This is a genomic window from Ancylobacter polymorphus (assembly GCF_022836935.1).
In the GTDB taxonomy this organism is placed as follows: domain Bacteria; phylum Pseudomonadota; class Alphaproteobacteria; order Rhizobiales; family Xanthobacteraceae; genus Ancylobacter; species Ancylobacter polymorphus_A.
Window position 1 is genome coordinate 519,166 of the sequence record NZ_CP083239.1, and the last position, 24,968, is coordinate 544,133.

The 24,968-nt window shown below is 67.9% G+C and carries 23 protein-coding genes and 1 riboswitch; of the genes, 7 read left to right on the top strand and 16 right to left on the bottom strand.

The annotated features are described in order from the left end of the window. Nucleotides 1–20 precede the first annotated feature (20 nt). Complete coding sequence (locus K9D25_RS02375; RefSeq protein ID WP_244378889.1) at nt 21–1,496, top strand: methyl-accepting chemotaxis protein; 1,476 nt, start codon at nt 21–23, stop codon at nt 1,494–1,496. 9 nt (nt 1,497–1,505) lie between these two features. Here K9D25_RS02375 and K9D25_RS02380 read toward each other — a convergent pair whose 3' ends face one another. From K9D25_RS02380 to K9D25_RS02395, 4 genes are all read right to left on the bottom strand, one after another. Further along, nucleotides 1,506–2,336, bottom strand: a complete 831-nt coding sequence (locus tag K9D25_RS02380) for an ABC transporter permease (RefSeq protein ID WP_244378891.1) — start codon at nt 2,334–2,336, stop codon at nt 1,506–1,508. Nucleotides 2,337–2,339: 3 nt separating this feature from the next. Next, complete coding sequence (locus tag K9D25_RS02385; RefSeq protein WP_244378893.1) at nt 2,340–3,191, bottom strand: ABC transporter permease; 852 nt, start codon at nt 3,189–3,191, stop codon at nt 2,340–2,342. A 164-nt stretch (nt 3,192–3,355) separates the two neighbouring features. Further along, on the bottom strand, nt 3,356–4,663 hold the full coding sequence (locus K9D25_RS02390) for an ABC transporter substrate-binding protein (protein ID WP_244378895.1): 1,308 nt from the start codon (nt 4,661–4,663) through the stop codon (nt 3,356–3,358). Between the two features lie 51 nt (nt 4,664–4,714). Then, entirely contained in the window at nt 4,715–5,809 is a 1,095-nt protein-coding gene (locus K9D25_RS02395) for an ABC transporter ATP-binding protein (RefSeq protein ID WP_244378897.1), read from the bottom strand. 330 nt (nt 5,810–6,139) lie between these two features. On the opposite strand from K9D25_RS02395, the gene K9D25_RS02400 reads away from it, so the two are divergent. Continuing rightward, nucleotides 6,140–7,114, top strand: a complete 975-nt coding sequence (locus K9D25_RS02400; RefSeq protein ID WP_244378899.1) for a Bug family tripartite tricarboxylate transporter substrate binding protein — start codon at nt 6,140–6,142, stop codon at nt 7,112–7,114. Between the two features lie 113 nt (nt 7,115–7,227). On the opposite strand, the gene K9D25_RS02405 is transcribed toward K9D25_RS02400, so the two are convergent. Together K9D25_RS02405 and K9D25_RS02410 are read right to left on the bottom strand one after the other, a co-directional pair. Continuing rightward, entirely contained in the window at nt 7,228–8,454 is a 1,227-nt protein-coding gene (locus tag K9D25_RS02405; protein ID WP_244378900.1) for a URC4/urg3 family protein, read from the bottom strand. A gap of 164 nt (nt 8,455–8,618) precedes the next feature. After that, a complete protein-coding gene (locus K9D25_RS02410) occupies nt 8,619–9,887 on the bottom strand; it encodes a GTP cyclohydrolase II (RefSeq protein WP_244378902.1) in 1,269 nt (422 codons plus the stop codon). Between the two features lie 216 nt (nt 9,888–10,103). On the opposite strand from K9D25_RS02410, the gene upp reads away from it, so the two are divergent. The 4 genes from upp to hemA all read left to right on the top strand — a co-directional run bounded on the left by upp (nt 10,104) and on the right by hemA (nt 14,282). Next, a complete protein-coding gene (gene upp, locus K9D25_RS02415; protein ID WP_244378904.1) occupies nt 10,104–10,766 on the top strand; it encodes a uracil phosphoribosyltransferase in 663 nt (220 codons plus the stop codon). Between the two features lie 100 nt (nt 10,767–10,866). Further along, a riboswitch (guanidine-I (ykkC/yxkD leader) is annotated at nt 10,867–10,978 on the top strand. Between the two features lie 93 nt (nt 10,979–11,071). Beyond that, a complete protein-coding gene (locus K9D25_RS02420; RefSeq protein WP_244378906.1) occupies nt 11,072–12,277 on the top strand; it encodes an agmatinase family protein in 1,206 nt (401 codons plus the stop codon). Between the two features lie 134 nt (nt 12,278–12,411). Next, nucleotides 12,412–12,921 carry a hypothetical protein gene (locus K9D25_RS02425; protein ID WP_244378908.1) on the top strand — a complete coding sequence of 170 codons (510 nt, stop codon included), beginning with the start codon at nt 12,412–12,414 and terminating at the stop codon, nt 12,919–12,921. Between the two features lie 134 nt (nt 12,922–13,055). Further along, the gene (gene hemA / locus K9D25_RS02430; protein ID WP_244378910.1) at nt 13,056–14,282 is read left to right on the top strand and encodes a 5-aminolevulinate synthase; all 1,227 of its coding nucleotides are present in this window, start codon (nt 13,056–13,058) and stop codon (nt 14,280–14,282) included. Between the two features lie 75 nt (nt 14,283–14,357). Here hemA and K9D25_RS02435 read toward each other — a convergent pair whose 3' ends face one another. Further along, nucleotides 14,358–15,467 carry an AbrB family transcriptional regulator gene (locus tag K9D25_RS02435; protein WP_244378911.1) on the bottom strand — a complete coding sequence of 370 codons (1,110 nt, stop codon included), beginning with the start codon at nt 15,465–15,467 and terminating at the stop codon, nt 14,358–14,360. A gap of 122 nt (nt 15,468–15,589) precedes the next feature. Between K9D25_RS02435 and hemN the strand changes: the two genes are divergently transcribed. Continuing rightward, on the top strand, nt 15,590–16,912 hold the full coding sequence (gene hemN, locus K9D25_RS02440; RefSeq protein WP_244378913.1) for an oxygen-independent coproporphyrinogen III oxidase: 1,323 nt from the start codon (nt 15,590–15,592) through the stop codon (nt 16,910–16,912). 114 nt (nt 16,913–17,026) lie between these two features. Here the strand turns inward: hemN and K9D25_RS02445 are convergent, their stop codons facing one another. The 9 genes from K9D25_RS02445 to rfbC form a co-directional block, all read right to left on the bottom strand. Further along, on the bottom strand, nt 17,027–17,668 hold the full coding sequence (locus K9D25_RS02445; RefSeq protein ID WP_244378915.1) for a Crp/Fnr family transcriptional regulator: 642 nt from the start codon (nt 17,666–17,668) through the stop codon (nt 17,027–17,029). A 132-nt stretch (nt 17,669–17,800) separates the two neighbouring features. After that, a complete protein-coding gene (locus K9D25_RS02450) occupies nt 17,801–18,148 on the bottom strand; it encodes a response regulator (RefSeq protein WP_244378917.1) in 348 nt (115 codons plus the stop codon). A 112-nt stretch (nt 18,149–18,260) separates the two neighbouring features. Further along, nucleotides 18,261–18,878, bottom strand: a complete 618-nt coding sequence (locus K9D25_RS02455; protein WP_244378919.1) for a response regulator transcription factor — start codon at nt 18,876–18,878, stop codon at nt 18,261–18,263. Nucleotides 18,879–18,890: 12 nt separating this feature from the next. Next, nucleotides 18,891–20,066 carry a sensor histidine kinase gene (locus K9D25_RS02460; protein ID WP_244378921.1) on the bottom strand — a complete coding sequence of 392 codons (1,176 nt, stop codon included), beginning with the start codon at nt 20,064–20,066 and terminating at the stop codon, nt 18,891–18,893. Between the two features lie 78 nt (nt 20,067–20,144). After that, entirely contained in the window at nt 20,145–21,359 is a 1,215-nt protein-coding gene (locus K9D25_RS02465) for a pyridoxal phosphate-dependent aminotransferase (protein ID WP_244378922.1), read from the bottom strand. Nucleotides 21,360–21,469: 110 nt separating this feature from the next. After that, nucleotides 21,470–22,342, bottom strand: a complete 873-nt coding sequence (rfbA, locus tag K9D25_RS02470; RefSeq protein WP_244378923.1) for a glucose-1-phosphate thymidylyltransferase RfbA — start codon at nt 22,340–22,342, stop codon at nt 21,470–21,472. Nucleotides 22,343–22,363: 21 nt separating this feature from the next. Further along, nucleotides 22,364–23,251: a dTDP-4-dehydrorhamnose reductase gene (rfbD, locus tag K9D25_RS02475; protein ID WP_244378924.1), complete on the bottom strand. Its 888-nt coding sequence runs from the start codon at nt 23,249–23,251 to the stop codon at nt 22,364–22,366. After that, nucleotides 23,248–24,312, bottom strand: a complete 1,065-nt coding sequence (rfbB, locus tag K9D25_RS02480) for a dTDP-glucose 4,6-dehydratase (RefSeq protein ID WP_244378925.1) — start codon at nt 24,310–24,312, stop codon at nt 23,248–23,250. The genes rfbD and rfbB overlap by 4 nt, the downstream gene beginning before the upstream one ends. Before the next feature lie 4 nt (nt 24,313–24,316). Continuing rightward, complete coding sequence (gene rfbC / locus K9D25_RS02485) at nt 24,317–24,892, bottom strand: dTDP-4-dehydrorhamnose 3,5-epimerase (RefSeq protein WP_244378927.1); 576 nt, start codon at nt 24,890–24,892, stop codon at nt 24,317–24,319. Nucleotides 24,893–24,968 lie beyond the last annotated feature (76 nt).

A 24,968-nucleotide genomic window follows, 5' to 3' on the forward strand; every position in this document is an offset into this window, starting at 1 on the left:
GGCGATGTGGAGAGCGCTGAATGCACCTGCTGTCGAACCGCCATGCCCCTGCGACCCTCGAAGCCCTCGACCGCTCGCTCGCCGTTGTCGAATTCACGCCGGACGCACGGCTCATCACCGCCAATGCCAATTTTCTCACGCTCATGGGCTATGAGTTGGCGGAGATCGCGGGGAAGCCGCACACGCTGTTCGTTCGTCCGGACGAGCGCGCGAGCGAGGCCTATGCCGCGTTCTGGGACGATCTGCGCCGTGGCGTGTTCAAATCGGCCGAATTCCACCGCGTGACCAAAGAAGGCCGTTCTGTCTTCATCCAGGCGACTTACAATCCCATCGTCGTCCGCGGCAAAGTGGTCAAGGTCATCAAGTTCGCTTCCGATGTTTCGGCGCAGAGGGCGCGCGAGGCCGAGTATGAGAGTCTCATTCGCGCCGCGAACACCTCGCAGGCCCTTATCTATTTTACGCCCGACGGCCATGTGCTGGACGCCAACGCGAACTTCCTGAACGCGCTTGGCTACACGCTCGACGAGATCAAGGGCCGGCACCACGCGCTCTTCGTCCCGCCGCAAGAGCGCGACACACCCGCCTATCGTAGCTTCTGGGCCGAGCTGGGGCGGGGAACCTTCCAGGCCGGCGAGTTCCACCGCATCGCCAAGGATGGGCGCGATGTGTGGATACAGGCCAGCTACAATCCGATGTTCGACGCCAGCGGAACCCTGACCAAGGTGGTGAAGTTCGCCACCAACATCACCGCCGAGGTGGTGCGGCGGCAGCATCGTGAAGCGTTGCAAAGCTTGATCGGCACCGACATCGAGCGCATCACGCGCGAGATCAGCGACGCCAGCCATCAGGCCGCGACCGCCTCGCAGGCGACCGAGCAGACCTCCGTCGGAATCAACGCGGTCGCCTCCGGCGCGGAAGAGCTCTCCGCCTCGATCAGCGAGATCAGCCGGCAGGTCGCGGTGGCGCTGGAAAATTCACGCGGCGCCGTGGCGGAGAACACACGGGCGCATGAGGTCGTCACCGCCCTCACCGACACCGCCCAGCGCATCGGCCTTGTCATCGATCTGATCACCAAGATCGCCGGCCAGACCAATCTGCTCGCCCTCAACGCCACCATCGAGGCGGCACGGGCGGGCGAGGCCGGACGCGGCTTCTCGGTGGTTGCGACGGAGGTGAAGGAGCTCGCCGGCCAGACGGCGGACGCCACCGGCCAGATCACGGCGCAGATCGCCGCCATTCAGGACTGCACGCGGCAGACCGCGCAGGCGCTCGCCGCCATCGGCCAGCGCATCGGCGACATCGATGCGATTTCGACCGGCATTGCCGGCGCGGTGGAGGAACAGTCGGCGGTGGCGCGCGACATGTCGCTAAGCATGCAGGAAGCCGCGAAGAACGTGGGCACGATCACTCGCAGCATGGATGCCATTGCCGCATCGGCGCATCATCTGGAAACCGCTTCGGCCGCCCTGCGCGCACGCTCGCGCGAGATTGCGTGAGCCCCTGCGTCACCCCGCCAGCCGGCGGGCGCGGCGCTTGCGCAGCACGGCGATGGTCGCCAGCGCGAGGAGAATCACCGCCAGCGAGAACACCGTGGTCACCGTGCCCAGCGCGTAGAGCACCGGGGTGGTGACATTGGTGGTCATGCCGTAGATCTCCAGCGGCAACGTGTTGAAGCTGCCGGAGGTCATCAGCGTTCGGGCGAATTCGTCATAGGAAAGGGTGAAGCCGAACAGGCCGACGCCGATGAGGCTCGGCAGGATGATCGGCAGCACCACATGGGCGAAGGTCTGCCACGGGCTGGCGCCGAGGTCGCGCGCCGCTTCCTCATAGGCCGGGTTGAAGCGGTTGAATACCGCGAACATGATCAAGAGGCCGAAGGGCAGCGTCCAAGTGAGATGCGCGCCGAAGCCGGAGGAATACCAGGCCGGCTCCAGCCCGAACACGTTGAAGGCGAGGCCGATGCCGAGCGAAATGAGGATCGCGGGCACGATCAGGCTGGCGATGGTGAGGTAGAACAGCGGCCCGCTGCCGAGGAAACGGCGGCGGAAGGCAAGGCCGGCCAGCAGCGAGACCACCACCGTGGTCAACATGGTCATCAGGCCGAGAAGGAGCGAGCGCGCGAAGGCGCCGCCGAAATCGCCCACCGCCTGCTGCTCGAACAGCAGGTTCTCGAACCAGCGCAGCGACACCCCGTTCATCGGGAAGGTGAGCCCGCCATTCGGCCCCTGGAAGGAGAGGATGAAGATGGTGGAGAGCGGCCCGTACAGGAACAGCACGAACAGGATGAAGAAGGCGGTGAGCACGTAGAAGCCAAGGCCGCGCTTTTCCGAGTTCATCGCTCACAGCTCCTTGCGGATGTTGACGATGCGCAGGATGGCAGCGACCAGCAGCAGCACGAGCACCAGCAGGATCACCGCATTCGCCGCCGCCGCCGGGTATTGCAGCAGCGCGATCTGGTTCGCCATCATCAGCCCCACCGAGGCCGACTGGCCGCCGGACATGAACCGCACGGTGATGAAGTCGCCCATGACCAGCGTCACCACGAAGATCGAGCCGATGGCGATGCCGGGCTTGGCCAGCGGGATGATGACATTGGTGAGTATCTGGAAGGCGCTGGCACCGGCGTCGCGCGCCGCCTCGATCAGCGCCCGGTCGATGCGCATCAGCGTGTTGAAGATCGGGGTGACCATGAACAGCGTGTAGAGATGCACCATGGCCAGCACGACGGCGAAATCCGAGAACAGCAGGAATTCCAGCGGCTGGTCGATCACGCCCATCGACATCAGCGACTGGTTCAGCAGCCCGTTGCGGCCGAGGAACGGAATCCACGAGATCATGCGGATGATGTTCGAGGTGAGGAATGGGATGGTGCAGATGAGGAACAGCACCATCTGCATGGTCGCCGAGCGGATGTGGAAGGCGAGGTAATAGGCGACCCAGAAGCCGACAAGGAGCGTCACCGCCCAGACGATGACCGTGTATTTCAGCGTGTTGAGATAGGTGCTCCAGGTCACCGGCGAGGTGATCGTCTCCTCGTAATTGGTGAAGACGAAAGCCGGGAAGATCTGGATCGAGTCATAGTCCCAGAAGCTCACCATTACGATGGTGGCGATCGGCAGCACCAGAAACGCCGCCAGGATCAGCGTCAGCGGCGTGGCCTGCAGATAGGGGGCGATCCGGGACAGGGTCATGCGGGGTTTCCGGTCAGCGAACGTCCGGGACAAAGGCCCTCTCCCCATCGGGGAGAGGGTTGGGTGAGGGAAGCATGCGGCGGCACCCGGAGAGGCCCCTCACCCCAGCCCTCTCCCCCCACGGGGGGAGGGAGCCGGAGGCGCCACTCGCAACCACCTTTGCCTCACGCGGCGATGAACTCGTTCCAGCGGCGGACCATGTAGCGGTCCTCGTCCATCACCGAGTTCCAGCACGCCACCGCGCCCATGCGCTGCTCGAAGGAGCCGCCGTCGCGCACCGCGCCGGCCGTGTACATTACCTTGCCCTCCGGCGAGAGGATGTCGGCCTTGGCCGGCTGGCCAAGCATCCAGAACGCCCATTCATCCGGCGTCATGTTCTTCTCGGCGGTGGAGAGAACGGCGGAGTAATAGCCCTGCCGGTTGAGATAGGCGCCGACCCAGCCGGAGAGATACCAGTTGATATATTCATAGGCGGCGTCGAGCTGCGCGCCCTTCAGGTGCTTGGCGATGCCGAGGCCGCCGCCCCAGGCGCGATAGCCTTCTTCCAGCGGCTGGTAGACGCAGGCCACGCCCTTGGAGCGCACCGCCGCCACCGCCGGCGACCACATGGACTGGATCACCACCTCGCCCGAGGCCATGAGGTTCACGCTCTCGTCGAAGGTCTTCCAGAAGGCGCGGAACTGGCCGGCCTTCTTGGTCTTGATCAGGAAATCGATCGTGGTGTCGATCTCCGCCTTGGTCATGTTGCCCTTGTCGCCATATTTGATGATGCCGGCGCTCTCGCAGATCATCGCCGCGTCCATGATGCCGATGGACGGAATGTTGATGATCGAGGTCTTGCCCTTGAAGGCGGGGTCGAGAATGTCCTTCCAGTTCTTGATCGGCCGACCGACGAGGTCGGGGCGGATGCCGAGCGTGTCGGCGTTGTAGATGGTGGGGATCAGCGTCATCCACTGGGTCGGCGCGGCGGCGAACTTCTTGGAATCCGGGCCCTCGACGAAGCCGACCGTGTTGGGCGCGGTGCCCTGCGCGATCTTCGATTCCGGGGTCAGCTTGCCGGTGGTGAAGATCGGCACGATCTGGTCGTAATATTTGATCTTGGTCACATCCATGGGCTGCAGCGTGCCGGCGGCGAACACCTTCTTGCAGATCCAGTACTCGATATCGGCGATATCGAAGGAATTGGCCTGCGTCACCACGCGCTGCGACACCGCGTCGGAATCGAGCGCGGTCATCTGCAGGGTGATGCCGAGGTCGGCCTTGCACTTCTCGGCGATGGCGTTGAGGTTCGACACGCCGGTGCCGAACTGGCGCAGCGTGATCGGGTTCTGCGCCCAGATGGTCGGGAAGCCGGTGACCGCCTGCCCGCCGACGGCGAGGCCGCCCAGCGCCGCCGCGCCCTTCAGCAGGCCGCGGCGGCTGACGCCCTTGGCGCCGGCGGCTCTGGCGCGATCCGTGGTCTTCTTGCTCATTGCAGTCTCCCGAGCGTTGTGCGGCGGGGTGAGCCGCCGATGTGTCTGGTGTCAGGCGGAAGGCGAAGGCTGAAGGATGTGAACGTCCTGCGGCGTCCAGCCGAGCGGCACGGCATCGCCGATGCTGAGCGGGGCGGCGAAGAAGGCGGTTTCCGGCACCTGAACCGAGAATTCCGACACGCCAGGCGCGGCCAGCGCCACCTGCACCTTCTGGCCGTGATATTCGATGTTCTGCACGAGGCCGGTGAGGCCGCACCCCGGCATCGCCCCGGCGCCGAGCGTCACACGGTCGGTGCGCACGGCGATCTCCACCGGCGCGCCCGGCTCCAGCCCCGGCGCGGTGGGGGCGCGGAAGGAGGCGCCGCCCGGCACCTCGAACGTCACCTCCTCGCCGCCGAGCTGCGTCACCCGGCCGGCGATCACATTATGGTCGCCCATGAAGCGGGCGACGAAGGCGGTGGCGGGGCGGTTGAACACCTCGCGCGGCGGGCCCGCCTGCTCGATCCGCCCGCCATTCATCACCACCACCAGGTCGGAAAGCGCCATCGCCTCCTCCTGGCTGTGGGTGACGTGGATGAAGGAAATGCCGAGCTGAAGCTGCAGCTTCTTCAGCTCCTGCCGCACCTTGATCTTGAGGAAAGGGTCGAGTGCGGAGAGCGGCTCGTCGAGCAGCAGCGCCTGCGGATCGGTGATCAGCGCGCGGGCGAGCGCCACGCGCTGCTGCTGGCCGCCCGAGAGCTGGGCGGGACGACGCTCGGCCAGATGCTCCATCTGAACCAGCTTCAGCATCTCCATGGCCCGCGCCCGGCGGGTCGGCTTGTCGACCCCCTTCATCTTCATGGAGAAGGCGACATTGTCGACGATGTCGAGATGCGGGAAGAGCGCGTAGCTCTGGAACATCATCGCCGTGCCGCGCTTGGCCGGCGGCAGGTCCGTGACCACGGTGGGGCCGAGGCGGATGTCGCCTTCCGTCACGCTCTCATGGCCGGCGATCATGCGCAGCGTCGTGGTCTTGCCGCAGCCGGAAGGGCCGAGCAGGCAGCAATAGGTGCCGGCCGGAATCTTCAGCGAGACGTGGTCCACCGCCATGGCCTGCCCATAGCGCTTGGTCACGTCGATGAGTTCGATCTCGGCGCCTTTGCTCATGTGGTCGGCATGGCTCCCCTTCGGCTGCGAACAGGCGGCTCTTCACGCAAGCGATATGCCAGCCGGGGCAACCCTGCCGCGAATCCCGGCCCGTCGCGCTCGCGCCCACGCCCCGATGACACGGCGCGGAGCCGGTTACCGCACGCTCCCTGTCGCTGCCTAGCGAACAGGCAGATCGCGCATCCCGTGCCCAGTTAGCGGCCGCCCGCGCGCACTCCCTCAGACAGATGGCGGATTGAGCGTGACGCGGTGATGTCGCACTCTATCTCCCACCAAGGGTCCGCAGAGGCCCATCGCGCGCATGGGGCGCGCTGAAGGAGGACACGCCGCATGAAACGCACCCTTTTTGCCGCCGCCATCGCCGCGCTGGCCGTCGCGCTGGCCCCGGCCGGCCCGGTCGCCGCGCAGGATTTCCCCACCCGGCCGGTCACCTTGGTCATTCCCTTCGCCGCCGGCGGCTCCACCGATCTCGTCGGCCGGCTGATCGCCGAGCGCATGGCGGCGGAGCTGGGACAGCCCGTGGTGGTGGAGAACAAGGGCGGGGCCGGCGGCAATCTCGGCGCGGCGCAGGTCGCCAAGGCGAGCCCGGACGGCTACACCATTCTCATGGGCACGGTGGCCACCCATGCGCTGAACCCGGCGCTGTACAAGAAGATGCCCTATGACCCCGTCACCAGCTTCGCGCCGGTGTCGCTGCTGGTGGTGGTGCCCAACGTGCTGGTGGTGAACCCGGATTTCCCGGCCAAGACCACCGAGGAGCTGATCGCGCTGCTGAAGAAGGACCCGGGCAAGTACTCCTACGCCTCCTCCGGCAACGGCACGCCGCTGCATCTCTCCGGCGAGCTGTTCAAGAGCATGGCCGATGTCGACATGCAGCACATTCCCTATCAGGGCGCCGGCCCGGCGCTGGTCGATGTGCTCTCCGGCCAGGTGCCGATCATGTTCGACAACCTCCCCTCCTCCACCAGCCACATCAAATCCGGCAAGCTGCGGGCGCTGGGCGTGACCACGGCCAAGCGCGCGCCCTCCTTCCCCGATGTGCCGGCCATCGCGGAAGCCGTGCCGGGCTATGAGACCTACACCTGGAACGCCGTCTTCGCCCCCGCCGGCACGCCGCCGGATGTGGTCGCCAAGCTCAACGCCGCCGCCAACAAGGCGCTGGCCGACCCGAAGGTGCAGGCCCGCCTCGCGGATTTCAGCGCCGTCTCGGTCGGCTCGACGCCGGAGGAACTGGGCGAGCATGTGAAGAAGGAAATCGCCAAATGGGCGCCGATCGTGAAGGCGTCCGGCGCGCAGCTGGATTGAGCACTCTCTGACAAGGGCGTCATCCCGGCCGAAGCGCAGCGCAGAGCCGGGATCGCTCTATCTTCGGCACACGATCCCGGATCGGCCTTCGGCCGTCCGGGATGACGAAAAGCTCAGAACACCGTGCCGTCGGCGTCGATGGCGAGCGGCGGCGGACCGGCGGGCGGGCGCCGCTCCGCAGCGATGCGCCGTCCTGCCGTCCATGTGCCGCCCTGCAGCAGCTTGGCGAGCGGGAATTGCGCGGCGTCGAGCCCCAGCCGCTCGCGCACCCGGTCGGCCAGCAGGTCCAACAGCGCCACGGTCAGGGCCCGCCACTCGACCACGAGTTCAGATGTCACCTCGTGCTTGTGCGCGGGGTCGAGCGGTGCGCGCGGCACCACCGCGCCGAGATCGATCAGCAGCCCGCCATTGCGGTATTCCGGCAAGGCGGTGAGCGCGTCGAGATCGGTGATCGCGAGGCCGGAGGCCTCGAACGGCTCCAGCAGGGAATAGGTCAGCCATTGCGACAGCTTGTGAAACGGCACGAGCTGGTCGGAGCGATCCGCCACCCGCACCGCCGGATGACGCCCGACATCGCCCAGCGCCACCCCCGCCACCTCCAGCCCGGACGGCCAGATGACGGAAAGCCCGTCGAGCAGCGCTGTGAGAATGGCTTCCGCCGGCAGCCGGCGAATCCGCGCCTGCGGGGCGAGCGTGTCATAGAGCCCGCCGGGCCGTCCGCTCGGGCCGAAAATATCCGGCCGCGCCGCCACCGCCGCGCCGAGCCGGTTCAGCAGCGCCGCCCGGCCGGCGAGACCCACGAGCGGATTTTGCTCCGACACCTGAAAGAACCGGCCGAGCGTCGCCGCGCCGAGGCCGATCAGCGCGGAGGCATCGGCGCGCAAAGGCCGGTCGGGATCGGCCGAGAAGCCGCCGGCCGCGAACATGTCGAGGCTCGCCACCGCCAGCCCTTCGGACCGGCCGATGGAAAGCCCCGTCTCTTCCTCATGGTAGCGCCAGGCGTCCCCCGCCCCGGCGTCGAGCAGCACACTGACCACGGCAAGGTCGATCATGGTGCGCGCCCGCTCGGCGGCGTCCATACCCTCAAGGCGGGGGTTAAGCGCCTCCCAGCGCGCCACGCCGCCGGCATCGAAGTGCCTCCAACGGCTGTGATAGGGAATGTCGAGACTGGGATAGTCCTGCCGCGTCACCTCAGCCACATAGTCAGCCACCGCGTCGAGCGCGGCGAGATCGACGGTGAAATGCGGCGAGCGCCCTTCCCGCACATGGTCGAGAACCTGGTGGCTGCGGGCCCGCACGGCGGCAGGCGAGCGCAGGGCGGCGAGTTCGGGGGGGATCATGCGTTACTTTCCTGCTCCGACGTCCGCCCCGGCGCGACGTCATCCTGAGGTGCGAGCGTAGCGAGCCTCGAAGGATGTCCTTGGCGGCTCGGCAATGACCATCCTTCGAGGCCCGGCGTGCGCCGGGCACCTCAGGATGACGTGGCTTGGGAGATACGGGAAACTTACTCCTCCAGCCCGCGACCCTGCGTCTCCTCGAACCGGCTGTCGAAGCCGACGCCGTAATAGCCGGCGGAGACCTTCGCCTCCATCTCGACGCGGGCATCGGGCGGGATCAGCTCGGCGGGGATCGGCACGCGCTCCACCACCTCGATGCCGGCGCGGGCCAGCGCGTTGAACTTCATGTCGCTCATCGAGGCGAAGCGGTCGATCTTCGAGATGCCGAGCCAGTGGAACACGTCCGGCATCAGTTCCTGGAAGCGCATGTCCTGCACGCCGGCGACGCATTCGGTGCGCTTGAAATAGGTCTCGGGCAGGTCGCCACCCTCCTGCCGCTTGCGGGCATTGTAGACGAGGAACTTGGTGACTTCGCCCAGTGCGCGCCCTTCCTTGCGGTTATAGACCACCAGGCCGGTGCCGCCCTTCTGCGCCATCTCCACGCACATTTCGATGCCATGGGCGAGATAGGGACGGCAGGTGCAGATGTCGGAGGAGAACACGTCCGAACCGTTGCACTCGTCATGCACCCGGCAGGCGAGCGGGGTGGCGCCGTCGCCGATCTTGGAGGGGTCGCCGAACAGATAGAGCGTCATGCCGCCGATGGGCGGCAGGAACACCTTGAGATCGCCGCGGGTGACGAGTTCCGGGAACATGCCGCCCGTGTGCTCGAACAGCGCCCGGCGCAGCGCGCCCTCGGAAACACCGAAGCGCTGCGCGATGCCCGGCAGGTACCACACCGGCTCGATCGCCGCCTTGGTCACGCGCACATCGCCCTTCGGCCCGATAATGTCGCCGTCGATGCTCAGCCGCCCGGCGCGCAGAGCGTCGCGGATTTCCGGCATGTCGATATGGGCGCGGGTGATGGCGATGCTCGGGCGCACATCGAGCCCGGCCGCGACCTCGGTGCCGAAGGCCTCGCCGATCATGTGGCCGAACGGGTCGAGCGAGACGATCTTGCCGGGGTCGCCCCATTGCGGATGCGGGCCGATGATGTCGGAGGGCGCGGTATTGGTGAGGTCGGCCTTGAAATCGGCCGGCAAGGCGCCGGCAGCGATGGCAAGCGCGCGATAGACCGAATAGCCGCCGGCATGGGTGCCGATGGCGTTGCGGCGCTTGGGATCGGTGAGGGTGGCGACCACGGGCCCGCGCAGGGCCGGATCGGGCGCGCCCCAGTTCAGCGCCGGGCCATCGGCCGCGACGCCGGTGGGCGCGCCATGGGAGGTGAGGACGATGTGGTTGCGGGAACGACCGCCTGCACTGGCATTGACGGACATAGGGGGCTCGCTTCAAGTCCGGCGGACATCGCCGGCGTCCTGGAAGCAACCTATGTGAGCGTGAAAACGCCGCTTCCGCAAGAGGGGCGGCGCGCCCGGTCGCGAAAAAACGGACGGGATGGTCCGTTTCTTGAATCGGATTTCGCGTTATTGTGAGTTCCGTGACGGGGGCGGGCACCGTGCCGCGCCTGAGTACCATGCGAGGACGACGCCGAGATGAACGCCCCCACCAGCCCGAAAGCCGCCGTGCCGTCCAACACGGTCGTCGTCGATCACCCGCTGATCCAGCACAAGCTGACGCTGATGCGCCGCTCGCGCACCCCGGCGAACGAGTTCCGGCTGCTGCTGCGCGAGATCAGCATGCTGCTCGCCTATGAGGTGACGCGCGACATGCCGACCGAGACGATCGAGATCGAGACGCCGCTCACCACGATGCAGGCGCCGATCCTCGCCGGCAAGAAGCTGTGCCTCGTCTCCGTGCTGCGCGCCGGTGGCGGCATTCTGGAGGGCATGCTGGAAATCCTGCCCGCCGCGCGCGTCGGCCATGTCGGGCTCTACCGCGACCCGGTCTCGCTGGCGGCGGTGGAATATTATCTGAAACTGCCGCGCGACATTTCCGAGCGCACCGCCATCGTGCTCGACCCCATGCTCGCCACCGGTAATTCGGCGGCGGCGGCGGTGTCGGAGGTCAAGGCGGCCGGCTGCCAGTCGGTGAAGTTCGTCTGCCTCATCGCCGCGCCGGAAGGGCTGAAGACCCTGCACGACGCCCATCCCGACGTGCCGGTCTACACGGCGGCGGTGGATAGCCACCTCAATGATCACGGCTATATCGTGCCCGGCATCGGCGACGCCGGCGACCGCATCTTCGGCACCAAATAGCGTGAGCGACGGCGCCACGGCGCCGAAAATCTCGGCACCGCGCCCGTGCAACTGCCTGCCATACGGGCTTTGATGGGATGGCGGACCGTTCTACCCTTCAGGCAAATGTCCCTAGGGTTCCGGCGCCGCGTCTCTGCGGCGTGCTGGTCCGAGAGGGGCAGCCGGGCGCGCCGCCAGTGTCCGGTCCACGGCGGGACAAAAGCCCGGGAGGCTCGCGCGGCGGCGTTCGCGGCGAAGACCCTCTCGCATGCGCGCCGGGGTCTCCCGCGAAGGCCGTCAGGCCCTTCGACGAACGGAGACACGACATGCGCCGCTCCCCCACCCGCTCCCGCCGCTATGCCGGCCTCACCCCCGCGCCGCAGCGCCTGCGGCTTCATCACCCCAATTTCGAAATCCGGGGCATGCAAGGCTGGAAGGCGCTGGAAGCGGAGGAAAAGCTCTCCGAGGATGGCTGGCGCAAGGAGCAGCAATGGGCGCTCGACATGGGCCTGCCCGGCGCCGATTCCATCACCGACAAGTCGATCCCGACCTTCGCGCGCGGCGAGCTGCCGCATTTCGCCGGCATCAACACCTTCATGAAGGCGCCTTACGTCGAGAATGTCCGCGATGTCGGCAAATACGACGCGGCGGTGCTCGGCATCCCCTTTGACTCTGGGACCACCTACCGCCCCGGCACCCGCTTCGGGCCGCAGGGCATCCGCCGCATCTCCGCGCTCTACACCCCCTATAATTACGAGCTCGGCGTCGACCTGCGCGAACAGATGACGCTATGCGACGCCGGCGACGTGTTCACCATTCCCGCCAATCTGGAAAAGAGCTTCGACCAGATTTCCAAGGGCGTGAGCCACGTCTTCTCCTCCGGCGCTCTGCCGGTGATGCTGGGCGGCGACCATTCCATCGGCTTTCCCTGCGTGCGCGGCATCGCCGAATGCACGTCCAAGCGCATCGGCATCATCCATTTCGACCGCCATATCGACATTCAGGAAAAGGATCTCGACGAGCGCATGCACACCACGCCCTGGTACTGGGCGACGAACCTGCCGAATGTCTCGCCCAAGAACCTCGTCCAGCTCGGCATCGGCGGCTGGCAGGTCCCGCGCTATGGCGTGCAGGAGGCGCGCAAGCGCGGCACCAATGTGCTGACTATCGACGATATCGAGAAGATCGGGCTGGAGAAGGCGGCCGAGATCGCGCTCGAACTCGCTTGGAAGGACGCCGACGCGGTCTATATCTCCTTCGACGTGGACAGCATCGATTGCGGCTTCGTCCCTGGCACCGGCTGGCCGGAACCGGGCGGCTTCCTGCCGCGCGAGGCGCTGAAGATCCTCGGCCTGGTGGCGGCGGAGGGACTGTGCGGGCTGGAAGTGGTGGAAGTCTCTCCGCCCTACGACACTTCCGATATCACCGCCCTGTTCGCCACCCGCGTGGTGGTGGAGGCGCTCGGCTCGATGATCGCCCATGGCAAGCTCGGCGCGCACAAGCACATCATCGACAAGCCGGTGAGTTTCTGAGCCGATCCCGGACGAGCATCTTTCGAGGCCCGGGCGATGCCCGAGCACCTCAGGATGACGATGCACCCGGCACCACCACCGTCATGCTGAGGTGCCGCCGCAGGCGGCCTCGAAGCACGCAGAAGGCTTAGAACATGCATCGCGGCCACGACCATCACCACCATGACCACGGCGCCGGCGGGCACAGCCATTCCCATGCCGAGGCGCACGCCCACGCTCATTCCCATGGCCATAATCACGGCCATTCCCCGCGCCCCGCGGCGCAGTGGCAGACGCCGCATCTGCCGCACGGGCCGGAGCCGGAGGAACACTCACAGCCCGAAGCCGATCTCGATCTCGTGGAAAAGGCCTTCGTCGAAGGCTTCGCCACGGCGAGCGACCCCACCAGCTTCCTGCGTCTCGCCCGCATCCCGTTCGATGCGGTCACGGCGGAAGGCGTGCGCGTCAGCCTGCTGCGGGTCGAGACCGGGGAGACCACCGATGTCGGCACGGTGATGCCGCATCTCGGCGGCGGCAGCTTCCGCTACGACCCGCTGCCGGCGGCCATGACCTCGCGCCGGCGCACGCTGCGCTTCGTCTATTTCGACGGATCGGCGACGCTGCCGCTCACCTTGGCAGAGGTGCGCGCCCTCGCGCAGACGTGAGCGCCGGCTTTTTCCGATAGGCGCGCCCGATCGCCGCGTCCGGGCTTTGCCGGGTTGATCGGAACCGCTCCAAAGTTCATGGTGCCGACACAGTGCCTCGCTGGCTCGCCGGCGACGCCCAGTTGGGATGCGCCATGGACTACGCCCACTTCTTCCAGGATGCCGTCGACACGCTCAAGAATGAGCGTCGCTACCGCACCTTCGCCGAAATCGAACGCGACACCGCGCGCTTCCCGCACGCCATCTGGCACACGCCGCAGGGCGAACGCGACATCGTCATCTGGTGCTCGAACGATTATCTCGGCATGGGCTGCCACCCCGATGTGGTGGAAGCGATGTGCGCCACTGCCCGCCAGTCCGGCGCCGGCGCCGGCGGCACCCGCAACATTTCCGGCAATAGCCATGCCGTGGTCGAACTGGAGGCCGAACTCGCCGATCTGCACGGCAAGGAAGCCGGCCTCGTCTTCACCTCCGGCTATGTGTCGAACCAGACCGGCATCGCCACGCTGGCCAAGCTGATCCCGAATTGCCTCATCCTCTCCGACGCACTCAACCACAATTCGATGATCGAGGGCGTGCGCCAGGCCGGGCGCGACAAGGTGGTGTTCCGGCATAACGACCTCGCCCATCTCGAAGAGCTGCTGCGTGCCGCCGGCGACCGACCGAAGCTCGTCGTGTTCGAGAGCATCTATTCCATGGATGGCGATGTCGCCCCCATAAGCGCCATCTGCGATCTCGCCGAGCGCTACGGCGCCATGACCTATCTCGACGAGGTGCACGCAGTCGGCATGTATGGCCCGCGCGGCGCCGGCGTCGCCGAGCGTGACGGGGTCATGCACCGGGTCGATGTGATCGAGGGCACGCTGGGCAAGGCGTTCGGCGTGGTCGGCGGCTACATCACCGGCACGCGCGCGGTGATGGATGCAGTGCGCTCCTATGCGCCCGGCTTCATTTTCACCACCGCCCTGCCGCCGGCGGTGGCGGCGGCGGCGGCGGCCTCGGTGCGCCACCTCAAGGCCTCAGCCCATGAGCGCACCCGCCAGCAGGCGCAGGTCGCCAAGGTGAAGCGGGCGCTGGATCTCGCCGGCCTGCCGCAGATGGTGACCGACACCCATATCGTCCCGATCATGGTCGGCGACGCCGAGGCCTGCAAGGCGGCGAGCGACATGCTGCTTCAGGATCACGGCATCTATATCCAGCCGATCAACTACCCCACCGTGCCGCGCGGCACGGAGCGGCTGCGCATCACCCCCGGCCCGTTCCATGACGATGCGCTGATCGCCCACCTCGCCCATGCGCTGAGCGATGTGTGGAGCCGGCTCGGGCTCGGCTTCGTCAAGCGGGCGCAAGCGGCGGAATAAGCCGCCGCAAGACGCAAAATTCCGGCGGAATAAGCCGCCGCGAAAGGCAAAGCTCCGGCGGAGAATGCGCCCCACTCAGTCCTTCGGCTCGGTCTTGTCGATCTCGACATTTTCGGAGGGGATTTCCGCCCGGCCGAAGAACAGCCGGGCGATGACCGGGATCGCCAGGGCAAGGCCGAGGAAGCGCATCAGATGGTGCGCGGCGACGAAGGCCGGGTCCATGCCGAGCACGAAGGCCATGATGGTCATCGCCTCCAGCGCGCCGGGCACATAGGACACCAGCACTTTGGGCAGCGGCTCGCCGGAGAGCCAGGCGCCGAGCACGGCGAAGGCCAGCGCGATCGCCGTGGCGATCGCCAGCGCCGCCAACGAATCCACCAGGAAGTGGCGCAGCGTCGCCACGCGTGTGCCGGCGAAGCGGCTGCCGGTATTGGCGCCCAGCACCACGAAGCCGATGATGAGGAAGACGTCGGGCAGCCGCCCCTCGATCAGCCCGAAGCCGTGCACCAGCGCGCTCGCCAGCATCGCCCCGACCATGGCGCCGCCGGGAAAACGGCTGCGCTCGGCGAGCAGCCCGCCGAAAATGCCGACGCCAAGCGAGGTGAGGAAGCTCGTCATGTCAGGCACCACGGGGGTGATGGGCAGCGTGCCGGAGGGCTCATGCCCCAGCCCGCCGATCGCCGCCGGCAGCAGCGCCACCAGCACGAACAGCCGCAGCGACTGGCCGAACACCACCCGCCGCGTGTCGGCGCCGGAGCTTTCCGCCATGACCAGCACGGTGGAGAGCGCGCCGGGCGCGGCGGCGAAGAAGGCGCTGCGCCGGTCCCAGCCGGCAACCTTCTCCAGATAGAACATCACCGCCACCATCATGACCGGCACGGAGGCCACCAGCACGCCCATCGTCACCGGCCAGGTGGTGATGCCACGCAGCGTCTCCGGCGTGATGGCCGAGCCCATCGAGGTGCCGAGGATCATGTAGACGCCGAGCCGGGTGTTCTTCTCCACCCCCACCGGCGCGCCGAGCAGGGCGGCCAGCGCGGTCGCCACCAAGGCGCCGGAGAGCCAGCCCGCCGGCATGGCGAGCCAGGCGAAGAAGCCGCCGCCGCCGAAGGCCAGGGCGAGCGTGCCGACATACCAGGCGTGGCGGCGGAGGGCGGGGGATTTCACGAAGGCGGGAAGCGGCATCGGGCGGAACCAGGGAACGGGAGCCCCCGGGCACGCCCGCAGGGCCTGCGCAAGAGCCCGCGACGCGGCGACATTTGCGGCGGATCAATGCGACGAATGCCGGATCGGGTCAAATCCTCTCCATGCATAACGCAACGCTCATCCATGCAGAGCGGGCCGTGCCCCGCTACACCTCCTACCCCACCGCGCCGCATTTTACCGGCGCGATACGGGCCGGCGCGCATGCCGACTGGCTCGCCGTCCTGCCGGCTCAGGCGAGCGTCTCGCTCTATCTGCATGTGCCGTTCTGCCCGGCGCTGTGCTTCTATTGCGGCTGCACCACCAAGGCGACGCGGCGGCCGGAGCCGGTGGCGGCCTATGCGGACCGGCTGGAACGCGAGATCGACCTCGTCGCCGACCGCATCGGCGGGCGCCGCGTCACCCACATCGCCTGGGGCGGCGGCACGCCCAGCCTGCTGGGGCCGGAGCGGCTGCGCCGGCTCGGCGAAAAGCTCGCCGAGCGATTCGACTTCGATCACCTCGCCGAATACGCCTTCGAGCTCGACCCGCGCGAGACCGACGAGCCGCTCGCCGATGCGCTCGCCGCCATGGGGGTCGACCGCGTCAGCCTCGGCGTGCAGGATTTCAGCGTCCATGTGCAGAAGGCGATCGGCCGCATCCAGCCCTTCGCCACGGTGGAACGCGCCATGCGCCTGCTGCGCGACGCCGGCATCTCCTCGATCAATCTCGACCTGATGTACGGCCTGCCGCACCAGACCGAGCGCGACATTCGCCGCACCACCCAGCTCGCCACGCTGCTGGCGCCGGAACGGCTCGCCCTGTTCGGCTATGCCCATGTGCCGTGGATGCGCGCCAACCAGAAGATGATCGACGAGTCCGCCCTACCCGGCGCCGCCGAGCGGCTCGACCAGTCCGAAGCGGCGCGCGAGGTGCTGCTGGCCAATGGCTATGTCGCCGTGGGGCTCGATCATTTCGCCCGCGCCGACGATGCGCTGGCGCGTGCGGCGGCGTCCGGCCAGCTGCGGCGCAATTTCCAGGGCTACACCGCCGACCAGGCGGACGTGCTCATCGGCATGGGCGCCTCGGCGATCAGCCGCTTCCCGCAGGGTTTCACCCAGAACGCACCCGATGCCGCCTCCTATATGCGCGCCATCGACGAGGGCGGCTTCGCCACGGTGCGCGGCATCGCCTTTACCCCGGAGGACCGCCAGCGCGGCGCCCTCATCGAGCGGCTGATGTGCGACCTCGAAGTCGATCTCGATCCCTCGACGCTGGCCGAGGCCGCCCCGCGTCTCGCCGGCCTCGCCGCCGACGGGCTGCTGACGCTGGAAGGCGGGCGCATCGCCATGACCCCCGGCGGGCGGCCCTTTGTACGCCTCGCGGCGGCGGCTCTGGACCACCGGCTGCAGAGCCAGACCACCGCGCGCCATTCCGCCGCCGTGTGATCGGTCGCGTCAGTCCGCCGGCGATACCCCAAAAGAAAAGCGCCCTGCGAAGGGCGCCCAGTTGCTGGAGGGCGTCGCCGCACGGGAAATGCGGCCCGCTGGAAAATCCGAGGGCTACAACGCCCCGGCGAGACGGCGCATGCTGCCGCGGTCCTGGATGCGGACCTCGTCGGCGCGCTGCAGCACCACGAGGCCGCGCCGCTTGAGTTCGGAAAAGGCCCGGCTCACCGTCTCCAGCGTCAGGCCGAGGAAATCGGCGATTTCCTGCCGCGTCATGGAAAGGTGCAACGTGCCGCCGACCATGCCCTCGGGCATCAGCCGCAGCAGGAAGAAGGCGACGCGCTCCAGCGCCGACATGCGGCCCAGCACCAGCGCATGGGAATGCATGACGCAGAGCTGCGCCTCGAAACGCCGCAGCAGCCGGGCCGCGAGCACCGGGTCGCGCTCCAGCGCGCTGCGGTCATGGGTGTTGATGGTGGCAGGGGTCAGCGTCTCGGCCGAGCAGGCATAGAGATCGCTGTGAGCGAGGCCGAACACGTCGCCGGGGCCGAGCAGTTCCACCACCTGGCGGCGCCCATCGGGCAGCAGCTTGCTCAGCATGACAGCGCCGTCGACCACTTCCATGATGCGGCGGGCGGGATCGCCCTCATGCAGCACGGTGACATGGGCGGCGACCCGCATGGTCGGGCAATGCGCTTCGGTGCCATGGGGCGGGCGCACGGTGCCGCCGGTGCGTTCGTCGATGATCTGTCGCATCTGTCTCGCTCCACCCCTTTGATCTTGCGCAAGGCTAAAGGGCAAAGAGCGGCGGCACAGTTCGGTGGGCTGCGTAAGTGACTTTCCGGAAGCGCGCCGACGATGTTTCGGCCGCGCGCCGATTCCCGCGCCTCAGGCGTGCGGCAGCACCCGGGCGATGGCGTCGACATCGAGCGGCTTGCGCATCACCCCGTCCGGCACAAGGCCGCGCAGCTGGTGATCGATGAAGCCCTGCGACTGGCCGGTGATGACCACCACGCGCGGCGGCGCGGCGAGGTTCAGCAGCCAGCGCACCAGCTGCGCGCCCGGTATGCCGGGCAGGCTGAGATCGACGATCACGGTATCCCCACCCTCGGGCACCGGTCCCTTGAACAGGCTTTCGGCGTCGCGATGGGAGACCACGTCGTGGCCGATATTGCGCAGGATGAGGGCGAGCGAATCGCTCACACCGGCATCATCCTCGACCACGTGAACACGCAAGGGCTCTCTCCCACGGTTTTCGCTGACAGTGGAAAAGCGCACCGGCATCAGCAATTCGTAGGGATGCGTAGACGGCCGCGTCGTGCACGGGCGCGACGAGGCGGACTCAGGCTCAGTCCCGCATATCCTTCAGCACGATGCGCACGAGATCGGCGGCGTTCTTGGCGCCGAGCTTTTCCATGATGCGGGCGCGGTGCACCTCGATGGTGCGCGGCGAGATGCCCAGCGTGCGGCCCGCTTCCTTGTTGGAGGCGCCAGAGGCGATCTGCACCAGCACCTCCCGCTCGCGCGGGGTCAAGAGGTCGTGGCCGGGGAAATGCGCGGTGAGCAGGTCGCCCGGCTCCGCCGAGGCCCGCCGTCCATGCGCGGCGATGGCGTCACGCACCCGCTCCAGCACGGTGTCGGCGTCGAACGGCTTCTCGATGAAGTCGAGCGCCCCGTGGCGGATGGCGTCCACCGCCATGGGAATGTCGCCCTGGCCGGAAATGATGAAGATCGGCGCCGGGTAGCGGTCGGCTTCCAGCTCTTTCAGAATGTCGAGCCCGGAGCGGCCGGGCATGTGAACGTCCAGCACGATGCAGGACGGCACATGGCCGCGCGCCACGGCGAGAAAGGCCGCGCCGTCGGAGAAGCCGCGCACATGGTAGCCCTCTAAGCTGAGCACGAGAGAAAGCGCATCGCGCACCGCCGGATCGTCGTCGACGATGAAGACCTCACCCAGATGTGCCATTCACGGCTCTCCTCACCCGACCTCGTCCGGCACCGGCGCCGCCGGCAGCACCAGCGTGAAGCACGCGCCCCTGCCATTGCCGCCGGGATCGACCAGCAGGTCTCCCCCGTGGTTCTGGGCGATCGTCCGCGAAATCGCAAGGCCGAGCCCCATACCGCGACGTTTTGAACTAGCGAAGGCCTCGAACAGCTTGGGCAGCGCTTCGGGCGCGATGCCGGGGCCGTTGTCCTGCACTTCCAGCCGGACGCTGCCGTCGCTGGCAAGGGTGCGGATGCGGATCGCCGGATCGGGCGCGCCGGCGGCGGCCTCGATGGCGTTGCGCACCAGATTGACCACGATCTGCTGCACCTGCACCGGATCGACCGAGACCGGCGGCAGGTTCTGCCCCGGCTCGCGCTCGATGCGGATGCGGTGGCGCTGGCCGAGCAAGGTGAGGTCGATCGCCTCGTCGATCAGCGGGTCGAGCGCGCGCGCATGGCGCTCGGGGTCGCGCTTCTCCACGAATTGACGCATGCGCTGGATGATGTGGCCGGCCCGCTCGGCCTCGCCCGCCGCCTTGTCGAGAATATCCCCCACCACGGTGACGATATCGACGCCACGGCTATGGGCGCGGCGGATCGCCTGCAGATAGAGCATCAGCGCGGTCAGCGGCTGGTTCAGCTCATGGGCGATGGCGGCGCCCATCTCGTCGATGGCGGAGACGCGGGCGAGATGGACGAGTTCGCTCTGCAGATCGGCGAGGCGCTGCTCGCTTTCCTTGCGCGGGCGCAGGTCACGCAGAATGCCGATGAACTGCCGCCCTTCCGGCGTCGCCGCCTCGCCGACCGAGAGTTCCAGCGGAAACACCGTGCCATCGGCATGCCGGCCCTGCACCTCGCGGCCGATGCCGATGATCTTCTTCACCCCGGTGCGGATATAGCTGCCGACATAGGCGTCGTGCTGGCGCGCATAGTCGCTCGGCATCACCAGCTTGACGTTCTGGCCCACCGCCTCGGCGGCGGCGATGCCGAACATCTTCTCGCAGGCCTTGTTGAAAATGAGGATGCGGGCATGCTCGTCGATGACGATGATGCCATCGGCCGCCGTGTCCAGCACCGACAGCAGCCGCGCCTCCGACACCGTCGGCGGGTGCGGCGAGGTTTCGGGTGAAGCGGAGGGCGGCGCCGGCGGGGAGGCAAAATCCTTCATGATTTCAGTGTGCTCCCGCCACCCGCCCGCCGCAACCGGCCGTTGCGCGATTTCGCCGGCGCCGGCGGCGCGGACAACTCATTTCTGCAGCCAGCGCACGAGCCGGTCGGTCGCCTCCGTCATCTGCGCCTCGCCGCGGGCGAAGCACAGGCGGATATAGTTCTCTCCGCCCGGGCCGAAGGCCGTGCCGGGGGCGAGGCCGATGCCCGCCTCGTCCACGAGCTTTAGCGCGAGGGCGCGCATGTCCGGCTCGCCCTCGACGCCGAAGAACATGTAGAACGCCCCCGGCGGCGTGGCGAAGCGCACGCGGTTGGAGGAGGCGAGCCCCTTCGCCACGATGTCGCGCCCGCGCCGCGCCCGCTCGATCTGGTGGGCGACGAAGCTCTCGCCGCGCTCCAGCGCCGCCACGCCCGCCCGCTGCATGAAGGCGGCGACGCCGGAGGTGGAATACTGGATCAGGTTCTCCAGCACCGGGCCGAGCGAGGGATGCGCCTCGATCCAGCCGAGCCGCCAGCCGGTCATCGCCCAGTTCTTGGAGAAGGTCTGGACGAAGAGGATGCGGTCGTCCTCCGCCATCACGTCGTGGAAGGAGGGGGCGAGGGCCGGGCCGCCCTCCTCCGCGTCGTAGAAGAAGCGGCCATAGATCTCGTCGGCGACGATCCACAGCCCGTGCCGGCGGGCGATGTCGAGCACGCCGCGCAACGTGTCCGCTGAGGCGACGAAGCCGGTCGGGTTGGCCGGCGAGTTGATGAAGATCACCCGCGTGCGCGGCGTCACCGCGCTCTCCAGCCGGTCGAGATCAAGCCAGAAGCCGCGAGTCTCATCGAAGGAGAAGGGCACGAACACCGGCCGCGCGCCCACCACCTCGGCCGCCGCGGCGGCATTGGGCCAGGAGGGCGAGGGAATGAGGATTTCCTCGCCGGCCGACAGAGTGAGCGCCAGCGCCACCTGGATCGCCTGCATGCCGGAGCCGGTGACGTAATAGCGCTCGGGGTCGTCGGCCACGCCATAGAGCCGGTGCATGTAGCCGGCAATGGCCGCGCGCAGTTCCGGTATGCCGCGCTGCCAGGTGTAGAAGGTCTCGCCCGCCGCCAGCGAGCGCGTCGCCGCCTCGCTGATGAAGGCGGGGGTCGGCAGGTCGCCCTCGCCGGCCCAGAGCGGGATCAGCCCCTCTTTGCGGCGGCCGTAATTCATCACCTCGACAATGCCGCTTTCCGGCAGGGACAGGGCCTGCGGGCGGATGTGATCGAGCAGCGAGGGCGCGGGAAGGTAGGGTGCGGCGTCGGCGGACATGAGGGGAACCTGGGAAAGGGCGGGACGCCAGTCTACAACCGGGAGACGGCGCCCCCTCATTCAAAGAGGTGAAGCGGCGATGAAAAAAGGCGATGGATCGCGCCGCCCGCTCAGCCGGCTTCCTCCGCGACGCGCAGCAGATAGGCGCCATAGGCCGATTTCTTCTGCGCCTCGCCGAGCGCGCGCAGCTGCGCGGCATCGATGAAGCCGGCGCGGAAGGCGACCTCCTCCGGCGAGGCGATGCGCAGGCCCTGCCGGCTTTCGAGAATCTGCACGAACTGCGCCGCCTCGATCAGCGATTCCGGCGTGCCGGTGTCGAGCCAGGCGAAGCCCCGGCCCATCATCAGCACGTCGAGCTCGCCCCGCTCCATATAGGCGCGGTTCACATCGGTGATCTCGATCTCGCCGCGCGCCGAGGGTTTCAGCCCGGCGGCGATCTCCACCACCCGGTTGTCGTAGAAATAGAGCCCCGTCACGGCGAGATTGGAGCGTGGGACGGCGGGCTTTTCCTCGATCGAGATCACCTTGCCGCCCGGCCCCATTTCCACCACGCCGTAGCGCTCGGGGTCCTTGACGGGGTAGCCGAACACGGTGGCGCCGGTCTCACGCGCTGCTGCCTTGCCGAGCAGTTCCGGCAGGCCGTGGCCGAAGAACAGATTGTCGCCCAGCACCAGCGCCACGGGGTCGTCGCCGATGAAATCCCGCCCGACGAGGAAGGCATCCGCCAGCCCGCGCGGGCTGTCCTGCACGGCGTAGCTGAGCCGCAGGCCGAATTGAGCGCCGTCGCCCAGCAGCTTCTGGAACAGCGGGCTGTCATGCGGCGTGGTGATGACCAGAATGTCCCGGATACCCGCCATCATCAGCGTGGTGAGGGGATAGTAGATCATCGGCTTGTCATAGACCGGCAGCAGCTGCTTCGACACCACGAGGGTGATCGGGTGGAGCCGCGTGCCGGAACCGCCGGCGAGGATGATGCCCTTCATAGGTGTCCGTGTCCTGTGCAATCAGCCGGCCGGCGAGGCGAGAAGCGTGTCGACCACCTCGACCACCCGGTCCTGCCACGGCGCGGCACGGAAGCCGCTGGCCTGCGCGAAGGCCACGCTGGAAAGCTCCGAATTGGCCGGGCGGCGCGCCGGGGTGGGGTAGTCCGCTGTCGTGATCGGCACGATCTCGGGATGGCGGCCAGTATGCAGACCCGCCCGTTCGACGATGGCCCTGGCGAAGTCGAACCAGGTCGTCGCCCCGCTGCCGGCGAGGTGATAGGTGGTCGGGGCGAGCGTGCCGGCGGCGAGCAGGGGTGCGGCGGCCAGCAGCCCATCGGCGATGTCGCGCGTCGCGGTCGGGCAGCCGCGCTGGTCGGCGACGATGGTCAGCCGGTCGCGCTCGGCGGCGAGCCGCAGCATGGTCTTGAGAAAATTGGCGCCATGGACGCCATAGACCCAGGAGGTGCGGATGATGAGATGGCGCGCCAGCGCGGCGCGCACCGCCCGCTCGCCCTCTTCCTTCGAGGCGCCATAGACGCCGAGCGGGGCGACGGGATCGGTCTCGACATAGGCGCCCTGCTTGGTGCCGTCGAACACATAGTCGGTGGAGAGATGGATCAGTGCCGCGCCCTGTTCGGCGCAGGCCTGCGCGATCAGGCCCGGGGCCGCCGCATTGATGAGATGCGCGCGCTCCGGCTCGCTTTCGGCGCGGTCCACCGCCGTATAGGCGGCGGCGTTGATCACCACTTCCGGCCGGGCGGTGGCCAGCGCCCGCGTGAGCGCGGCGGCGTCCGTAATGTCGAGCCCAGCATGGTCGAGCGCCACCAGCTCATGGCCGGCGCCCGCCGCCTGCGCCGCGATTTCGCGGCCGACCTGCCCGCCGGCGCCGAGGAGCAGAAGCCGGGTCATGTCGCGAGACCGATGCGCTGGCGGGCGTAGCGCGCCTTCAGCGGCTCCCACCAGCCGGGATTGTCGAGATACCAGCGCACCGTCTTCTCGATGCCGCTCTCGAAGGTTTCCGCCGGCACCCAGCCGAGCTCGCGCGTCAGCTTGGTGGCGTCGATGGCGTAGCGCGCATCATGGCCCGGCCGGTCGGTGACGAAGCGGATCAGCCCCTCGCGCGGGCCGATTTTCGCATCCGGCACCACGCGGTCCATGATGGCGCAGATGGTGCGTACCACGTCGATGTTGCGACGCTCATTGTTGCCGCCGACATTGTAGCTCTCGCCGAGCCGGCCGCGCGTGGCGATGAGATCGAGCGCGGCGGCGTGGTCGTCGACATAGAGCCAGTCGCGCACATTCTCGCCCTTGCCATAGACCGGCAGCGGCGCGCCCTCCAGCGCGTTGAGGATGGTGAGCGGGATCAGCTTTTCCGGGAAATGATACGGCCCGTAATTGTTCGAGCAGTTCGACATCACCACCGGCAGCCCATAGGTGTGGAACCAGGCCCGCACCAGATGGTCGGAGGAGGCTTTCGAAGCCGAGTACGGGGAATTGGGCTGATAGGGCGTGTCCTCGCGAAAAAGCCCTTCCGCGCCCAGCGTGCCATAGACCTCGTCGGTGGAGATGTGATGGAAGCGAAAGCGCCCCCGCGCGGCGCCGTCAAGCCCGCGCCAATAGGCCAGCGTCTCCTCCAGCAGCGTGTAGGTGCCGACGATATTGGTGCGGATGAAGTCGCCCGGCCCGTCGATGGAGCGGTCGACATGCGACTCCGCGGCGAGGTGCATCACCAGATCGGGCCGGAATTCCGCCAGCGCGGCGCGGAAGGCCTTGCCGTCGCAGATATCGGCCTGAAGGAAGCTGTGGCCGGGCAGATTGTGCACCTCGCCCAGCGAGGCGAGATTGCCGGCATAGGTCAGCTTGTCATAGGTCAGCACCTGCCGGCCCTGCCGCACCAGCCGGCGCACCACCGCCGAACCGATGAAGCCGGCGCCGCCGGTGACGAGAACGCGCTGGGCGGGAACACTCATGCTCTCACGCCTCCGCCGGCTGGAAGGTGAAGGGGCTCGCATAGTCGCGCAGCAGCGGCGCCGCCCGGTCCTTGCTGGAGAGGATCGCCGCCCCGGCCGCCAGCGGCCAGTCGATGGCAAGGTCCGGGTCGTCCCAGCGTATGCCGGCATCGTGCGGCGGCGAGTAAGGCGCGTCGACCTTGTAGGCCACGATCGTATCGGGCTCCAACGTGCAGAAGCCATGGGCGAAACCATGCGGCACCAGCAATTGCTCGCCCTTTTCAGCCGTCAGCGTCGCCGCCACCCAGCGCCCATAGCTGGGCGAACCCTTGCGGATATCCACCGCCACGTCGAAGATCGCGCCGCGCACCGCCCGCACCAGCTTGGCCTGCACCATGGGCGGGGTCTGGAAGTGCAGGCCCCGCACCACGCCGACCTCGCGCGAGAGCGATTCATTGTCCTGCACGAAGGTGATGTCGAGGCCGAAGGCGTCGAACTGCGGCTTCTTGTAGGTCTCGCAGAAATAGCCCCGCGCGTCGCCATGGCGGACCGGCTGGACGAGAACGACATCGGCAATGGCAAGGCGGGTGAAGGTGGTCATAGACTGGCACTCACGGGAACTGCGCGCTTCTACCCGGTCTCGCGCCCGCGTCACAGCCCTCCCATGGCCGTAGACG

Excerpts from the sequence above, each read along its gene's own strand:
- K9D25_RS02390 (WP_244378895.1), bottom strand. The coding sequence starts at position 4,663 with ATGAGCAAGAAGACCACGGATCGCGCCAGAGCCGCCGGCGCCAAGGGC.
- rfbB (WP_244378925.1), bottom strand. The coding sequence starts at position 24,312 with ATGAGTGTTCCCGCCCAGCGCGTTCTCGTCACCGGCGGCGCCGGCTTC.
- K9D25_RS02445 (WP_244378915.1), bottom strand. The coding sequence starts at position 17,668 with ATGCGACAGATCATCGACGAACGCACCGGCGGCACCGTGCGCCCGCCC.
- K9D25_RS02410 (WP_244378902.1), bottom strand. The coding sequence starts at position 9,887 with ATGTCCGTCAATGCCAGTGCAGGCGGTCGTTCCCGCAACCACATCGTC.
- hemA (WP_244378910.1), top strand. The coding sequence starts at position 13,056 with ATGGACTACGCCCACTTCTTCCAGGATGCCGTCGACACGCTCAAGAAT.
- rfbC (WP_244378927.1), bottom strand. The coding sequence starts at position 24,892 with ATGACCACCTTCACCCGCCTTGCCATTGCCGATGTCGTTCTCGTCCAG.
- K9D25_RS02395 (WP_244378897.1), bottom strand. The coding sequence starts at position 5,809 with ATGAGCAAAGGCGCCGAGATCGAACTCATCGACGTGACCAAGCGCTAT.
- K9D25_RS02380 (WP_244378891.1), bottom strand. The coding sequence starts at position 2,336 with ATGAACTCGGAAAAGCGCGGCCTTGGCTTCTACGTGCTCACCGCCTTC.
- K9D25_RS02420 (WP_244378906.1), top strand. The coding sequence starts at position 11,072 with ATGCGCCGCTCCCCCACCCGCTCCCGCCGCTATGCCGGCCTCACCCCC.
- K9D25_RS02425 (WP_244378908.1), top strand. The coding sequence starts at position 12,412 with ATGCATCGCGGCCACGACCATCACCACCATGACCACGGCGCCGGCGGG.
- K9D25_RS02405 (WP_244378900.1), bottom strand. The coding sequence starts at position 8,454 with ATGATCCCCCCCGAACTCGCCGCCCTGCGCTCGCCTGCCGCCGTGCGG.
- K9D25_RS02400 (WP_244378899.1), top strand. The coding sequence starts at position 6,140 with ATGAAACGCACCCTTTTTGCCGCCGCCATCGCCGCGCTGGCCGTCGCG.
- K9D25_RS02455 (WP_244378919.1), bottom strand. The coding sequence starts at position 18,878 with ATGGCACATCTGGGTGAGGTCTTCATCGTCGACGACGATCCGGCGGTG.
- K9D25_RS02465 (WP_244378922.1), bottom strand. The coding sequence starts at position 21,359 with ATGTCCGCCGACGCCGCACCCTACCTTCCCGCGCCCTCGCTGCTCGAT.
- hemN (WP_244378913.1), top strand. The coding sequence starts at position 15,590 with ATGCATAACGCAACGCTCATCCATGCAGAGCGGGCCGTGCCCCGCTAC.
- K9D25_RS02460 (WP_244378921.1), bottom strand. The coding sequence starts at position 20,066 with ATGAAGGATTTTGCCTCCCCGCCGGCGCCGCCCTCCGCTTCACCCGAA.
- rfbD (WP_244378924.1), bottom strand. The coding sequence starts at position 23,251 with ATGACCCGGCTTCTGCTCCTCGGCGCCGGCGGGCAGGTCGGCCGCGAA.
- K9D25_RS02435 (WP_244378911.1), bottom strand. The coding sequence starts at position 15,467 with ATGCCGCTTCCCGCCTTCGTGAAATCCCCCGCCCTCCGCCGCCACGCC.
- K9D25_RS02385 (WP_244378893.1), bottom strand. The coding sequence starts at position 3,191 with ATGACCCTGTCCCGGATCGCCCCCTATCTGCAGGCCACGCCGCTGACG.
- upp (WP_244378904.1), top strand. The coding sequence starts at position 10,104 with ATGAACGCCCCCACCAGCCCGAAAGCCGCCGTGCCGTCCAACACGGTC.
- K9D25_RS02375 (WP_244378889.1), top strand. The coding sequence starts at position 21 with ATGCACCTGCTGTCGAACCGCCATGCCCCTGCGACCCTCGAAGCCCTC.
- rfbA (WP_244378923.1), bottom strand. The coding sequence starts at position 22,342 with ATGAAGGGCATCATCCTCGCCGGCGGTTCCGGCACGCGGCTCCACCCG.